Annotated in this window: 16 protein-coding genes and 1 pseudogene; all 17 read left to right on the top strand. The window is 29.6% G+C overall.

The features are described 5' to 3' along the window. Window positions 1-189 (top strand): annotated as a pseudogene (locus tag EJJ37_RS18380) (Xaa-His dipeptidase); the annotation flags it as partial. 2 nt (window positions 190-191) lie between these two features. Next, window positions 192-569: an HNH endonuclease gene (locus EJJ37_RS18375; RefSeq protein WP_133016921.1), complete on the top strand. Its 378-nt coding sequence runs from the start codon at window positions 192-194 to the stop codon at window positions 567-569. Between the two features lie 105 nt (window positions 570-674). Beyond that, a complete protein-coding gene (locus tag EJJ37_RS18370) occupies window positions 675-1133 on the top strand; it encodes a phage terminase small subunit P27 family (protein WP_133016920.1) in 459 nt (152 codons plus the stop codon). A 1-nt stretch (window position 1134) separates the two neighbouring features. Beyond that, complete coding sequence (locus EJJ37_RS18365) at window positions 1135-2859, top strand: terminase large subunit (RefSeq protein WP_204596870.1); 1725 nt, start codon at window positions 1135-1137, stop codon at window positions 2857-2859. Window positions 2860-2878: 19 nt separating this feature from the next. Then, window positions 2879-4132, top strand: coding sequence for a phage portal protein (locus tag EJJ37_RS18360; RefSeq protein WP_133016919.1), 1254 nt, complete (start codon window positions 2879-2881; stop codon window positions 4130-4132). After that, window positions 4133-4867, top strand: a complete 735-nt coding sequence (locus EJJ37_RS18355) for a head maturation protease, ClpP-related (RefSeq protein WP_133016918.1) — start codon at window positions 4133-4135, stop codon at window positions 4865-4867. A gap of 44 nt (window positions 4868-4911) precedes the next feature. Beyond that, complete coding sequence (locus tag EJJ37_RS18350) at window positions 4912-6075, top strand: phage major capsid protein (protein WP_133016917.1); 1164 nt, start codon at window positions 4912-4914, stop codon at window positions 6073-6075. 31 nt (window positions 6076-6106) lie between these two features. Further along, window positions 6107-6391, top strand: coding sequence for a head-tail connector protein (locus EJJ37_RS18345; protein WP_133016916.1), 285 nt, complete (start codon window positions 6107-6109; stop codon window positions 6389-6391). Further along, the gene (locus tag EJJ37_RS18340) at window positions 6391-6711 is read left to right on the top strand and encodes a phage head closure protein (protein ID WP_133016915.1); all 321 of its coding nucleotides are present in this window, start codon (window positions 6391-6393) and stop codon (window positions 6709-6711) included. Before EJJ37_RS18345 ends, EJJ37_RS18340 begins: the two co-directional genes overlap by 1 nt. Window position 6712: 1 nt before the next feature. Beyond that, a complete protein-coding gene (locus tag EJJ37_RS18335; RefSeq protein WP_133016914.1) occupies window positions 6713-7144 on the top strand; it encodes an HK97-gp10 family putative phage morphogenesis protein in 432 nt (143 codons plus the stop codon). Between the two features lie 5 nt (window positions 7145-7149). After that, complete coding sequence (locus EJJ37_RS18330) at window positions 7150-7500, top strand: hypothetical protein (RefSeq protein WP_243124919.1); 351 nt, start codon at window positions 7150-7152, stop codon at window positions 7498-7500. A 4-nt stretch (window positions 7501-7504) separates the two neighbouring features. Further along, complete coding sequence (locus EJJ37_RS18325; RefSeq protein ID WP_133016912.1) at window positions 7505-8152, top strand: major tail protein; 648 nt, start codon at window positions 7505-7507, stop codon at window positions 8150-8152. A gap of 47 nt (window positions 8153-8199) precedes the next feature. After that, on the top strand, window positions 8200-8520 hold the full coding sequence (gpG, locus tag EJJ37_RS18320) for a phage tail assembly chaperone G (RefSeq protein ID WP_133016911.1): 321 nt from the start codon (window positions 8200-8202) through the stop codon (window positions 8518-8520). 140 nt (window positions 8521-8660) lie between these two features. After that, complete coding sequence (locus EJJ37_RS21060; RefSeq protein ID WP_275547963.1) at window positions 8661-8795, top strand: hypothetical protein; 135 nt, start codon at window positions 8661-8663, stop codon at window positions 8793-8795. A gap of 1 nt (window position 8796) precedes the next feature. Then, a complete protein-coding gene (locus EJJ37_RS18315; protein WP_133016910.1) occupies window positions 8797-11385 on the top strand; it encodes a phage tail tape measure protein in 2589 nt (862 codons plus the stop codon). Next, window positions 11378-12079: a distal tail protein Dit gene (locus EJJ37_RS18310; RefSeq protein WP_166484827.1), complete on the top strand. Its 702-nt coding sequence runs from the start codon at window positions 11378-11380 to the stop codon at window positions 12077-12079. Before EJJ37_RS18315 ends, EJJ37_RS18310 begins: the two co-directional genes overlap by 8 nt. Window position 12080: 1 nt before the next feature. Then, on the top strand, window positions 12081-13922 hold the full coding sequence (locus EJJ37_RS18305; protein ID WP_133016908.1) for a phage tail spike protein: 1842 nt from the start codon (window positions 12081-12083) through the stop codon (window positions 13920-13922). The last annotated feature ends 163 nt before the right edge of the window (window positions 13923-14085 follow it).

Genomic DNA, 14085 nt, shown 5'->3' with positions numbered 1-14085 from the left:
ACTATACTCGTTAAAGAAGATGTAAAGATATCACTTGTAAAGAAATATAAAGGACCAGATATAGCAGCTCAAAAGTATTGGTTAAACAATAGGAAGAAAGCTCAATGGAAAGATGATCCTAACAAAGTAGAGAATGATAAGAAAGCTTTAAAACTTAGAGAAAAAGAGATAGAGAGCAAAGGGTGGTAGATATGGCATTAAATAAGTTATGTTTAAGGTGTCAATGCACTATCCCGTATACAGAAAAGCTATGTGATAAGTGTAAGGAAGTAGTAGGAACACATAGAACTATAAGAGATAGATTGTATTATAAAACTAGAAAAGATAAGGAATATCAAGCTATATATAACAGTCCTAGATGGAAGAAGTTAAGAGCTAGGATTGTAGCAAGAGCTAACGGCTTATGTGAGGAATGCATGGCGAAAGGAAAGATAAGTTATTACGATGATGTACATCACAAGATACCAATTAAAAGGGATATAAGTAAAGCTTATGATGAAAGTAATCTTATATGTTTATGCAGAAGTTGTCACATAGAAGCACATAAGCGATTAGGGAAGGACAGTTAAAGGGGGAGGGGGTATCTGAAAAGTTTTTGGGAAAGCCGAAAACGTCGCCTTTGGTCTTCTCCGTAGAAAGAACTCCCCAAATGAAATTTAAAAAGGAGAAAAAAGATGTCAGGGAGAAAAAAAGAGCCAATTGAATTAATTAAGGCAAAAGGTAGGAAACATTTAACAAAAGAAGAAATAAAAAATAGAACGTTAACTGAAATAGTAGCACCAGCTGACAATATAATTCCTCCAGACTGGCTTAACGAGGAATTAAAAGAAACATTTATAAAATATGCAAAGCAACTTGAAGAACTTGATATAATTAGCAATTTAGATGTTGAAGCATTAGCAAGATATGTAGTTGTTGAGTATGAGTATAGGGATTATACAATGCAACTTTTATCTATAGAAAAGGTTAATACTAAATATATTGCAATTAAAAAACTACAATCGGAGGCTTTTAAGGAAGCTAGAGCAGCGGCTTCGGATTTAGGATTAACAATTGCTTCTAGGTGCAAGTTGGTTGCTCCAAAACCTAAGCAGGAAAAGCCTAAAAATAAATTTGAGGAGTTTGCAAAATAATATGAATGTAATAGATAGAGTTACACAATATTGTTATGATGTTTTAGATGGGAGAATAATTGCTGGTGAATTAGTAAAGTTAGCATGTAAAAGACATTTAGAAGATTTAGAAAGAAGTAAAATAGCAGTATTTAAATATGAATTTAATGTAGAAAAGGCATTAGATATTATTAATTTTGCCGAAACACTTATAATTGCAGAAGGGGAAGAACAGAACCAAGTAGAGTTATATCCTTTCCAAGCATTTATTTTAGGTTCTTTAAATGGTTGGGTAACTAAAGGTACTGGGTATAGAAGGTTTAGAACTTCTTACATACAAATAGGTAGACAGAATGGAAAATCCTTTTTAAATGGGATTCTTGCAGCATACTATGGGAACTTTGACAATTATAAATACGGTCAAATTTATTGTGTTGCTACTAAAAAAGAACAAGCGAAAATTGTTTTTAATGAAGTAGTAAAATTTATAAACGCTGATAATGAACTTGGAGAATATTTCAAGGTTAAAGATTATGAAAGCTCAATTGAATGCTTATTAACAAACTCTGTTATAAAGGCTTTAAGTAAAGATACAAAAAGCATTGATGGATTTAGACCGCTTTTAGGAATTGTAGATGAATACCATGCACATCCAACAAATCAGATGTACAAGCTCCTTGAAGGTGGAATTAAAAAAATGAAGCAGGCGTTAATAAGTATAATAACTACTGCTGGATTTGAATTAAATAGTCCTTGCTTTAGACAGTATGAGTATTGTAAGGCTATATTAAAAAAAGGATATACAAATGAAACACAATTTGTATTTATATCACAAATGGACGAGGAAGATGATATATGGAATCCAAATAATTGGATAAAAGCAAACCCAACACTACAATATGACCCTATTGCTCTTGAAAATATGATACCTATTTCTAATCAAGTCAAGGAAATGGGAGGAGAAGATTTAAGAGATTTTTTAACTAAACAATTAAATATATGGGTTCAATTCACTGATGACCAGTACATTTTATTAGATGACTGGATAAAAGGGGCATGTGATTTAACTTTAAAAGATTTTAAGGGGAAAGAATGTAATATAGGGCTAGATTTATCTTCTGGTGGAGATTTAACATCTTATTGTTTAGAATTTAAATTTTATTTAGATGGTGTATTAAAGTATTTCTTACATTCACATAGTTTTATTCCTAAAAATAGAGTTATAGAGCATATGAAATCTGATAAAGCTCCATACGATATGTGGATAAAAAAAGATTTGCTGACTGTAACGGAAACAAACGATGGAATAAAAACTGACTATAAATACATCATTAAAAGTTTGATTGAATTAAGGGAAAAATACAATTTAAAATATAATCAAATAGGCTATGACCCCCATAATGCTGATACATTTTTAAGTGATTTACAGGAAATTTGTCCAAATTGTATTGAAATCTACCAAAGTCATAAATACTTAAATGATGCAACAGAAGATTTTAGATTAGAAGTTAAGGCTGGAAATATGCTATATAACAGGGAAAATGAACTTTTAACATGGTCTATAATAAATGCTAAAACAGTGTCAAATGGATACGGAGAAATAAAAATTGATAAAGATAAAAGACATAAAAGAATAGACCCAGTTGATAGTGCAATAGATGCACATAAATTAACATTTAAAAAGATTATTTCCCCTAATATTAATAAAAGTGTAGAAAAATATTTAGAAATCTTTAAGGATATTTAACTAGAAAGGGCGTGAAATAATGAAATGGATAAATGCAATAAGAAATTTTATAGCTCCACAAAGACAAGCAGCAGATTTAAACGATAAGGAATTATTAGAGTGGCTTGGGATTAGCAATACCCCTAAAAAACTTTTAACAGAGGTAACTTACTTTACATGTTTAAAAATGTTAAGCGAAACATTAGGTAAAATGCCCATAAAATATTATCAAAACACATCAAAGGGCATAATTAAAGCCGAACATGATAAAGAATATGAGTTGCTTAGTTTAAGACCAAATCCGTATATGACACCTTCTATATTTTGGGCTACAATAGAAAACAATCGTAATCATTATGGGAATGCTTATGTGTGGATAAGAAGGGAGTTTAAAAAAGAAAAATACGGTGGGGACTATGAAATAAAGGATTTATGGATAATGCCATCTCAAGATGTACAAGTCATTTATGATAATAAGGGGATATTCGGAAATGATGGATCAATATATTATGTTTATTCCGATAAAAATACTGGTGAAATATATGTATATCCTCAAGAAGATGTGATGCACTTTAAAACTTCTATGACTTTTGATGGAATTATAGGAAAACCAGTTAGAGAAATATTAAAAAGTACATTGGAAGGTGGACTTGAAAGTCAAAATTTTATGAATAATCTTTATAAAACTGGCTTAACTGCTAGAATGGCATTACAATATAGTGGAGATTTAGATGGAACCTTAGAACAACAATTAATTGAAAAATTTGAGAAATATGCAAGTGGGGCTAATAATGCAGGTAAAATTGTGCCAGTCCCTATAGGTATGCAATTAACACCATTAAATATTAAGCTTACAGATAGTCAATTTTTTGAGTTAAAGAAATTTACCGCATTACAAATAGCAGGAGCATTGGGGATAAAACCAAACCAAATTAATAATTATGAAAAAAGCTCTTATTCTAATAGTGAGATGCAACAATTATCTTTTTACGTAGATACAGAACTTTTTATTATTAAACATTACGAGGAAGAAATTAACTATAAAATTTTATCTGAATCTAAAAGGTTACAAGGGTTTTACTATAAATTTAACGAAAAAGTAATTTTAAGAACAGATAGTAAAACACAAGCAGAAATAATGAGTAAGTATGTTAATAATGGAATTTATACTCCAAATGAAGCTAGAGAATATTTAGATAAATATAAAATTGATGAAGCAGATAAACTTATTGTTAATGGTAACTATATACCAATTAATATGGTAGGAAAACAATACTCGAAAGGGGGTGAGTAAATGAGTAAAAAATACTGGGAATTTAAAAATAAGACTTCGAATGAAGCGGATTTGTATTTATATATTGAAATTGCTAGTTGGGGTTGTGGATATGCAGCACATTCAGCACAAAGTTTTAAAGCGGAATTAGATGATTTAGGAGATTTAGATACTCTTAATATTTATATAAATAGTCCTGGTGGAGATGTATTCGAAGGGAATACAATAATGAATATGCTAAAACGTAAGAAATGTACTAAGAATGTATATATAGATGGTTTAGCAGCTTCTATTGCTTCTGTTATTGCGATGGCTGGAGATAAAATAATAATGCCGAGTAATTCGATGATGATGATTCATAATGCTTGGACATATGCTGCTGGAAATTCACATGAGTTAAGAAAGGTAGCTGATGATTTAGATAAAGTTAATACATCTATTAAACAGACTTATTTAGATAAGGCTGGAGATAAACTTGATGAAGAAACTTTAACTACACTTATGGATAACGAAACATGGTTAACAGCACAAGAATGTTATTACTATGGTTTATGCGACCAAGTAGGAGACGATAAGAATATAGCTGCTAAGTTTGACCTTAATACATTGGGTAATTATAAAAATACTCCATTAAATTATGTGTTAGAACAAGCAAAAATTAACGAAAGAGTTAAAGATACTGTTAAAAATAAAAATTTAAAAGAAAATCTTGAAGATGAAAAGAGAGCCATATTAGAGGATTTAGATTTAATCTAGGTCTTTTTTTATTAAAAAAAATTAATTAGGAAGGTGGATATAAAATGCCAAAAGAATTAAAAGAATTATTAGACAAAATTAATGCTAAGAAAGCAGAGGTTAAAAGCTTTGCTGCAGAAGATAAAATCATAGAAGCAAAGGCTGCTAAGGAAGAATTAAAAATTTTACAAGATAAATTTGATGTACTTTATGATTTATTTGAAGAAGAAAAAGCAAATAAGGAAGAAAATATAAAAGATAAAGCAGAGAATAATAAAGAAGTAAATTCTATTAAGGAATTTGCTAATGCGGCAAGAAATGGCTTTAAAGTTTCTGATAAAATGTCAACTGGTTCTCTTTTAGATGGAGGATATACAGTACCAGAAGATATTTTAACAAAGATAAATATTTATAGAGAATCTAAAAAATCTTTAAAGGATTTAGTAACAGTTGTACCTGTAAAAACTAATAAAGGGTCAAGAACTTTTAAAAAGAGGGCTCAACAAACTGGATTTACTAAAGTTGGAGAAGGTGGAAAGATAGGTAAAAATTCTACACCACAATTCGAAAGAGTGGATTACGAAATAGAAAAATATGCAGGATACTTCCCAGTAACGAACGAGTTACTAGAAGATTCGGACGAAAATATAACAAATATATTAGTAGAATGGATAGGGGACGAATCTAGGGTAACGGCTAATAAATTAATATTGGAAATTGTAAAAAGTAAAGATGAAACACTATTAACAAGTTTAGACGATATTAAGAAAGTATTAAATGTTACATTAGGTTCTGCTTTTAAATCTACAAGTAAAATAATTACAAATGATGATGGATTACATTATTTAGATACACTTAAAGATGCAGACGGAAAGTATATATTACAACCCGACCCAGTAACTCCAATGGTAATGTGGGTATGTGCAGGAGCTACTAAAATTCCAGTAGAAGTAGTACCTAATTCAGACATGCCAACAACAGACAATAAAATCCCTATGATTATAGGAGATTTAAAAGAAGGTGTGATGTTCTGGGACAGAAAATTGATGAATATAAAAACATCTGATGTTGCTTCCGTTGGAGATTTAAACGCATACGAAGAAGATTTAACATTATTTAGAGCAATAGAAAGAGAAGATGTTACAATAAAGGACGAAAAGGCATTTGTTAATGGCTATATAGATATTTCTGGTACTGCAACAGGGAAAAGTAAAAAAGGAGTGGTTTAAAAACCACTCTTTTTTAAATGAGGTAATTAATATGGCTATAATAGAGCTTAAAGACGCTAAAAATTTTTTAAAAGTCGACTATGACGATGAAGATTCAATTATTGAAGATTTGATTATTTCTGCGGAAATGTATTTAAAAAATGCTACTGGCAAAGAATTTACAAATGAAAATAAGTTAGCAGTTTTATACTGTAAGGTATTAATAACAGATTGGTACAATAATCGGGAGTTAATGCATCAGAAAAATGAGTCTGATAAAGTAAGGTACACTTTACAAAGTATATTATTACAGCTTAAATATTTAGAGGTAAATTAATGGATAGCAAGATATTAATTAAAGTAGAAGAAAAAGAAATAATTGATGGGAGATGGAAAGAAACATTAAAAGATTATTATAGTTGTTGGTGTACTCCACTCGAATTATATGGAAAAGAGCTTTATGCAGCAGAAAACATTAAATTTGATAATGTATTAGTTTTTAAAGTTAGATATTGCAATAAAATTAAAGAAATGAGAACTACTGAAAAAAATAAATTTATTGTAATATTTGATAATACTAAATATCAAGTTTATCAAGTTGATTTTAAAGGAAATTCTAAAGATTATGTTTATATAAAAGCTAAAATGGTGATTTAGTATGAATATTAAATTTGAAGGTTTAGATGAACTTATAAAAGAATTTGAAAGTGTTTCAAGTGAAAAAGAGATTGATAAAGCTAATGTAAAAATTATTAAAGAGTGTGCAAAAGTTGTTGAAAAAAATCTTAAACCAAAGGTTCATAGAAGTAAAGATCCTAAAAGAAGTGGGATTAAGGGGTATAGAACTGGGCAACATGCAGCAGATAATATTGAAGTTAGTAAGGTTAAAAATACTAAAGGTGTTAAATTTATTACTGTTGGGTGGGATCAATCAAAAAATAAACCTTATTCTTATATGCAATGGGAAGAATGGGGGAATACAACAAGGGAGCCACATTCTGTTTTATATCCTACAATAGAAGAGAGTAAGGAAGAAATGAATAAAATTGCGGAAAAAGAATATGAAAATTTAATTAGAAATTTAAAATAAAGTGGGTGATAAAATTGGATATTATTGAAATTATAGCAAATGCTTTAAAGCCTATATCAGATAGAGGGCTTATAGTGGTTCAAGGTTGGTATGATGAAAATATAAATGATACTCATATTACTTTTTGTGAATTAAGTGATAGAAGTAATGATTTTTCAGATGATGAAGAGGAGAATATTGTTCATACTATCCAAGTTGATATTTGGAGCGAAAAAGATGAATGGCAACTAAAAAAAGAAGTTAAAAAATTGATGTTACAAAATGATTTTGGTTATATTGATGGGGCAAATTCATTTGAAACAGATACTAAAATACATCATAAAGCATTAAGATTTAATTATTTAGAGGAGGTTTAAAAATATGTCGGAAGAAGTAAGAAAAATTGTAAGAAGTAGAATTTGCGGGGCGAAAGATGTGCATATAGCTTTAGTAAAGAAAAATAGTTCTAATGAATACGAAGCAGATACGCCTATTAAATTAGCAAGAACATTAAGCCTTAAAGTTAGTGATAAATTTACACAAGAGAAGTTATATTCAGATGATCTTGTAGAGGATATAGTTGAAAGTTATGAAGGTAGTGAAATAGAAATCGGGGTTAATACATTAGCTCCTCAAGATTATGCTACATTATTTGAAAACTTATATAAAAATGGATTTTTATTAAAAGCTGCAGGAGATGGAGCGAGAGAAATTGCTATTGGTTGGAGAGCAAAAAAGAGAAATGGTAAGTATGAGTTTGTTTGGTATTATTGTGGTAAACTTGAAAGACCAGAACAGGTTTATGAAACACAAGAGGATAAAATAAAAACTCAAACAGCTACATTAAAAGGAACTTTCTACGCAAGAGATAAAGAGGAAGTTATAGAAGATATAAGAAAAAATTTATATTCTATACAAGTTGATGAGAGTAATTTAATTAGTGAAGATACAACAGCAAAAGAAGCTATTGAAAATTGGTTTGAAAAAGTTCAAGAGTATTCAGAGGCACAAGCAGTAAGAAGAAAATAGGATTTTAACTAGGGTATTTTACCCTAGTTTTTATTTGGAGGTATATTATGAAAATTAAGTTAGAAATAATAAATAATGGAGGAATAGAAGTAAAAGAATTTTCAACTATTAGAATGAGGGGAAGAGCTTTAAAAAGAATGCTTGAAGTTCAAGATGTAATGCAAGAAGCAGAGGAAGCAAATGTGTTTACAGAAAGTCATTTTGATTTAATGTGTGAGTTCATCTGTGAAATGTTTGGTAACCAATTTACTGTAGATCAATTAGTAGATGGAGTTGATCTTGAAGAAATTTATCCTATAGCTCGTAAACTTTGTGAGGAAATAGGAAATAAGACAATGAAGAAGATAGATAAATTAGTAAAAAAATAAATGGCGGAAGTGAAGAAAAAGTAACTTCCGCCTTTGATGATTATGATACTGAAAATGGATATGAAGAACAGGAACTATACAATAAAAAATATGTAGATATATTCTTTTTTATAATCAGATACGCGATAGAAGTTCACAATATGAGCTATTTAGAATGCATGGAAATGGATATTTTAGATTATATTGAGTATTTGGAATTTGATATAGTTAGAAATCCGATAGAAAGTAGTCAAGCAGACAACTCCACAAATGAATTTATAGAAAGGGAGTATTAAAATGGCAGGAGCAAATATTAAAATTGCAGCGTCTAGTAGTCAATTTCAAAAAGAAATGAAAGAAGTTACTAGACAATTAAAATTAGTAAGTTCAGAGTGTGGAGTTGCTTCTACAAAAGCAAAGTTATTTGGAACTACCCAAGATCAATTAGCAGTTAAGTACAAAGAATTAACAGCTAAGTTAAACGCTCAAAATACAATGCTTAAATTACATCAGGATAGAGTTAAAGGGATAACTTCGGATATAGAAAAAGAAAAGCAAAAAAGGGAAGAATTAGGCAAGAAATTAGATGAAGCTAAAAAGAAATATGAAGAAGTAAGCAAAGCTACTGGAAAAGATAGTGAAGAAAGTAAAAAGCTAAAAGCAGAAAAAGATAAATTGCAACTCGCATACGAAAAAACTGCAACCAATATAGAAGACTATAATAAAAATCTTGATGACTCAATAATAAGAATGAATAATACTGAAAAAAATATACTGAAAAATCAAAAAGCTCTTGAGGATTTAAATAAAGAAATATCAAATTGCAAAATTGATAAGTTAGCAGATGATTTTGATAAAGTTTCGGAAGTGACAGGTAAAGCAAGTGATAAATTAAAGCCAGTATCAACAGCAATAACGGGCATTGGAACTGCAAGTGTTGTAGCAAGCATAACTTTTGAAGATAGTATGGCAAAAGTTAGTACTATAGCGGATGAAACACAAGTAAGTTATGATGAAATGAAAAAATCTATTATAGATTTATCAAATCAAACAGGAATAAGTGCAAATGAAATAGCTGATAATGTATATAATGCTATTTCAGCAGGGCAAGAAACAGGAGATTCAGTTAATTTTGTAACTAATTCAACTAAATTGGCGAAAGCGGGATTTGCAGAAGCGGGTCAATCTTTAGATATATTAACAACTATATTAAATGCATATGGATTAGAAGCAAAAGAAGTAACGAATGTGTCTGATGTTTTGGTTCAAGTACAAAATAAAGGGAAAACTACAGTTGCAGAACTAGCTAGCTCAATGGGGAAAATAATCCCTACGGCTAATAGTGTTAGTGTTAATCTTGAACAGTTAGGAACAGGCTATGCATTAATGACATCTAAAGGTATAGCCACAGCAGAAACAACTACATATATGAATAGTATGTTGAATGAATTATCAGATAGTGGTAGTAAAGTAGCAGGAATATTAAAGAAACAGACTGGACAGTCCTTTAGTGAATTGATGCAAAGCGGAGTAACATTAGGAGACGCTATGGCTATTTTAGAAAAAGAAGCAGAAAAAACAGGGCTTGCAATGAGTGAGCTTTGGAGTAGTTCAGAAGCAGGAAAAGCAGCACTAGTTTTAGCCACAGATTCAGGAAAGGCTTTTAATAGTACATTAAAAGAAATGAAAAATAGTGTTGGTGCAACAGATGAAGCCTTTAACAAAGTTAATAATACAACTGGTAATGAGTTTAAAAAATCTATAAATGAGATTAAAAATAGTGCTATAAATTTAGGCGATACTTTAGCTCCAGTAACAAGCATGATTGCAAGCGGATTTAGCAAAGTTTCAAAGGTATTAAGTGGTTTAAGTTCAGATCAGTTGAAAGTTATATCTGGTATTGGTGGGGGTATAGTTGCAATCAATTTAGTATTAGGTTCTGTTAGTAAATTAACTAAAGGCATAAGTGATACAGTAAAAGCTTATAAGAGTATGAAAGAATTTGGTAGTAAAGCTATAGAAATGATGAATGTTTTTAAAGGTGCACAAGCTGCATTAAATTTTGTTATGGCTTTAAATCCAATTACATTAGTAATAGTTGGTTTAATAGCTTTAGCAGCAGTATTTGTTGTTTTATATAATAAGTGTGAGTGGTTTAGAAATGGTGTAAATAATGTATGGGAAAAAATAACCAATATATTTTTTACTTTTGATAATTTCCTAAAAGGAGTATTCGCAACAGATTGGACAGAAAGCTTCGGAGTTTTTGGAAATGTTATTAATGCATTTTTCAAGAATATGAGTAATATATGGGAGTCTATAAAAAGAATTTTTACAGGAATAATTGATTTTGTAGCTGGTGTATTTACTGGTGATTGGTCAAGATCTTGGGAAGGTGTTAAGAATATATTCGGTGGAATAATGGACGGACTTGGAGCTGTAATAAAAGCACCGCTTAATGCAGTTATTGGATTAATAAATATGGCTATAGGACAAATAAATAAAATAAGTTTTACGGCACCTGATTGGATTCCTTTTGTGGGAGGTAAGCATTTTGGAGTAAATTTGCCTAAAATAAATTATTTATATGAAGGTGGGATAATAACCAGTCCAACATTCATAAATCCAACAACTGTAGTAGGTGACGCATATAAGGGAAGAGGAAGACAAGCAGAGGCAGTTATTCCTTTAGATAAAATGTATAAAAAAATAAAAGAGATAGTTAATAATGAGGTTGGAGAAAGAGAAATAATACTTTATACTACAAATACTTTTATTGTTGATGGACAAGAATTAGAGAAAAAAACTGTTAAAAAGGTATTAAAAACTATAAATAAAAGCACAAAAAATTATAAAAAGAAGAAAGGTGAAAATGCTTATGCATAAGTATTTTATTATTTTCAATAATAGAAGTAATTTAGATGTTAAGGCAAATGTAGAAACAAGACCTTCAAAGCCTTCACCAGAAATGGAGTATGAAACAGTTAGGGTGCCAGGCGGGAAAACTTTATATAGAGAAAAAGGATATAAGGATATAGAAATACCTATATCCTTTAATTTTATTTCTAAAAAGCCTAGTGAATGGGGGCGAGATTTTAGAAGTATAAAGAAATGGCTATTAAGTATTAATGATAATAAATTAAAGTTTAGCGATGATTTAGATTTTTATTATAAAGTTAATACAGTAAAAATAGACACTCCTGAAAGGATAATAAGAAAAGCAGGAAAATTTACAGCAATTTTTACTTGTGAACCATATGATTATTTAGTGGAAGGTTTAGAAGAAATAGAACTTAATAATTATTTATTTAATTATCATGAAGTTTCACAACCTATTTATTTAATAACTGGTGAAGGGAATTTAAAATTAAATGTAAATGGAAAAGAAGTAACAGCAAATATAGGACAAAATCTTATTATTAATACGGAGCTAGGATTGTGTTATCGAGAAGATGGAACAATTAATAACGTAGCTTTAAAAGGAAGATATCAAGATTTAGAACTAAAAGAAGGAGATAATACATTTAGCTTTAATGAAGGTTTTGATATAAAAATAATACCTAATTGGAGGTGCTTATAAAGTGATAGAAATATATCTTAAAAATAATACTAACTATGAAAATAATGGAGATATAACATTACAACCTATTTCATGTGTATATAGTAATAGTGAAAGTATGATTACTTTAGAACATCAAATCGATGATATAGGAAGATGGAAATATATTAATACGGACAATGTATTAGCTTCTGATATAACAGGAAAGAAATTGCTATACAGAATATTTAATATAGTAAAAACATTTGATACTATAACAGCTTATGCAAGACCTTTATTTTATGATTTAATAGATAAAATTTTGCTTGATGTAAGACCTACTAATATGACAGGGAAAGAGGCTTTAAATTACATTTTAAAAGATACTCCATTTACTGGTCATAGTAATATAACAGTAGTTAATACATCTTATTATGTTAGAAAAAACATAGTTGAGGCTATTGTTGGGGATGATGAAAATAGCTTTTTAAATAGATGGGGCGGAGAATTTTACACAGAGAACTTTGATGTATATGTTAATGAGCAAATAGGTTCAGATAATGGAGTTAGAGTTGAATTTGGTTATAACCTTAATGCTATAGAAGAGGATATTAATTTTGAAGATGTAGTAACAAGAATTATACCAGTTGGGTATGATGGTTTAATGTTAGATGGTGCTACCCCTTGGGTTGATAGTCCGAATATTAATAAATATGCAAACATTAAAGAAAGAGTTATAACATTTGAAGATATAAAAGTTAAAGAAAGTGTAGAAGATGAAGAAGGTTTTAATACAATTGAAGAAGCAAGAGCAGAGTTAATAAGACAATGTAATTTACTTTATGAGAATGGAATAGATAAGCCAACGGTTAATTACAAAATTGATATGATTGATTTAAGTAATACAACAGCTTATAAAGATTTTAAAGTCCTTGTTGATGTAAAGCAAGGTGATACAGTAACTTGTTATATAAAAGAGTTAGATATAGATGTAAAAGCTAGAGTTATTGATTTTGAGCGTGATGAATTAACTGGGGAATATAATTCAATAGAGTTAGGAAATGAAATATCAAATTTTTTCAATGATCAAGTTGATATATCTAATAAAGTTAGTAGTATTTTAAACAATGATGGTAGCGTGAAAGCTGGAGAGGTACAAGGATTTATTGATTCTACTAAAGCTATGATAAGAGCCCAAAAGTCGGTAGCACAAAAGCAACATATAAGAGCTATGCTTTTTGAAGATTTAGACGAAAGTAGTGAAACATATGGAGCAGTAGCACTTGGTACTTTAGGTTTTATGTGTAGTAGACAAAGAACTCCAGACGGAAGGGATTGGGGTTTTACAACGGCTATAACAGCAGAGGGAATACTAGCTGAAAAAATAGTTGGAAGTTTATTCGCTTCTAAAAATGGATTAACTAAAATTTTCATGGAAACAGGTAAATTTGAAAGTCAAATGCCAGATGGCTCAAAGATTGTAATTTCACCAACAGAAGGATTTTATAATATGTTTGGAAGTAGTAAGAGAGAATATCACCATTTAAATTATACAACTACTATTTCAGACTACTTTGTAGGAAGCGAAGGAGGAAAAAGAAGAGTCATTCAATTACCAGATGAATTTAAGGGAAAAAAATTCTCAGCAGTTGTTTCGGTAGTTGATGTAAGACCAGGATCATCACCTGCAGCAATTAGAAATATATCTAACTCCATAGCTTCTTATGATTATACAAATGGAAGCGTTGAAATATCTTTATATGCAAGTTCTCTTAAATTTAATTATAATGCTAACTCTAATAATGATTATGCAGTAGTAGATAGAAATCATACTTTTAATGAATTAAGAACAGATATCATTGTAGCGCTTACAGTAACAGCATAGGAGGGATAAAAAGTGAATATTTCAGAAGAACAAAATAAAATGACTATATTTTATAATAAAAGACTAGGAACTATACAAGCTATAGCAGGTGGTATACAAGATATGAGTTATTTTGGTGAAGAAGAAGAAGACTTTAAACTTATTTATGATTATATAGTTGTAG

Source organism: Clostridium cuniculi (genome assembly GCF_004353185.1).
GTDB classification, from domain to species: domain Bacteria; phylum Bacillota; class Clostridia; order Clostridiales; family Clostridiaceae; genus Clostridium; species Clostridium cuniculi.
This window is presented reverse-complemented; position numbering and strand designations above follow the sequence as displayed.

Bases quoted from the DNA above. Each gene is read 5' to 3' on its own strand.
- EJJ37_RS18310 (WP_166484827.1), top strand. From the start codon at position 11,378: ATGCATAAGTATTTTATTATTTTCAATAATAGAAGTAATTTAGATGTT.
- EJJ37_RS18355 (WP_133016918.1), top strand. From the start codon at position 4,133: ATGAGTAAAAAATACTGGGAATTTAAAAATAAGACTTCGAATGAAGCG.
- EJJ37_RS18370 (WP_133016920.1), top strand. From the start codon at position 675: ATGTCAGGGAGAAAAAAAGAGCCAATTGAATTAATTAAGGCAAAAGGT.
- EJJ37_RS18315 (WP_133016910.1), top strand. From the start codon at position 8,797: ATGGCAGGAGCAAATATTAAAATTGCAGCGTCTAGTAGTCAATTTCAA.
- EJJ37_RS18360 (WP_133016919.1), top strand. From the start codon at position 2,879: ATGAAATGGATAAATGCAATAAGAAATTTTATAGCTCCACAAAGACAA.
- EJJ37_RS18375 (WP_133016921.1), top strand. From the start codon at position 192: ATGGCATTAAATAAGTTATGTTTAAGGTGTCAATGCACTATCCCGTAT.
- EJJ37_RS18335 (WP_133016914.1), top strand. From the start codon at position 6,713: ATGAATATTAAATTTGAAGGTTTAGATGAACTTATAAAAGAATTTGAA.
- EJJ37_RS18345 (WP_133016916.1), top strand. From the start codon at position 6,107: ATGGCTATAATAGAGCTTAAAGACGCTAAAAATTTTTTAAAAGTCGAC.
- EJJ37_RS21060 (WP_275547963.1), top strand. From the start codon at position 8,661: ATGAGCTATTTAGAATGCATGGAAATGGATATTTTAGATTATATTGAG.
- gpG (WP_133016911.1), top strand. From the start codon at position 8,200: ATGAAAATTAAGTTAGAAATAATAAATAATGGAGGAATAGAAGTAAAA.
- EJJ37_RS18340 (WP_133016915.1), top strand. From the start codon at position 6,391: ATGGATAGCAAGATATTAATTAAAGTAGAAGAAAAAGAAATAATTGAT.
- EJJ37_RS18365 (WP_204596870.1), top strand. From the start codon at position 1,135: ATGAATGTAATAGATAGAGTTACACAATATTGTTATGATGTTTTAGAT.
- EJJ37_RS18350 (WP_133016917.1), top strand. From the start codon at position 4,912: ATGCCAAAAGAATTAAAAGAATTATTAGACAAAATTAATGCTAAGAAA.
- EJJ37_RS18325 (WP_133016912.1), top strand. From the start codon at position 7,505: ATGTCGGAAGAAGTAAGAAAAATTGTAAGAAGTAGAATTTGCGGGGCG.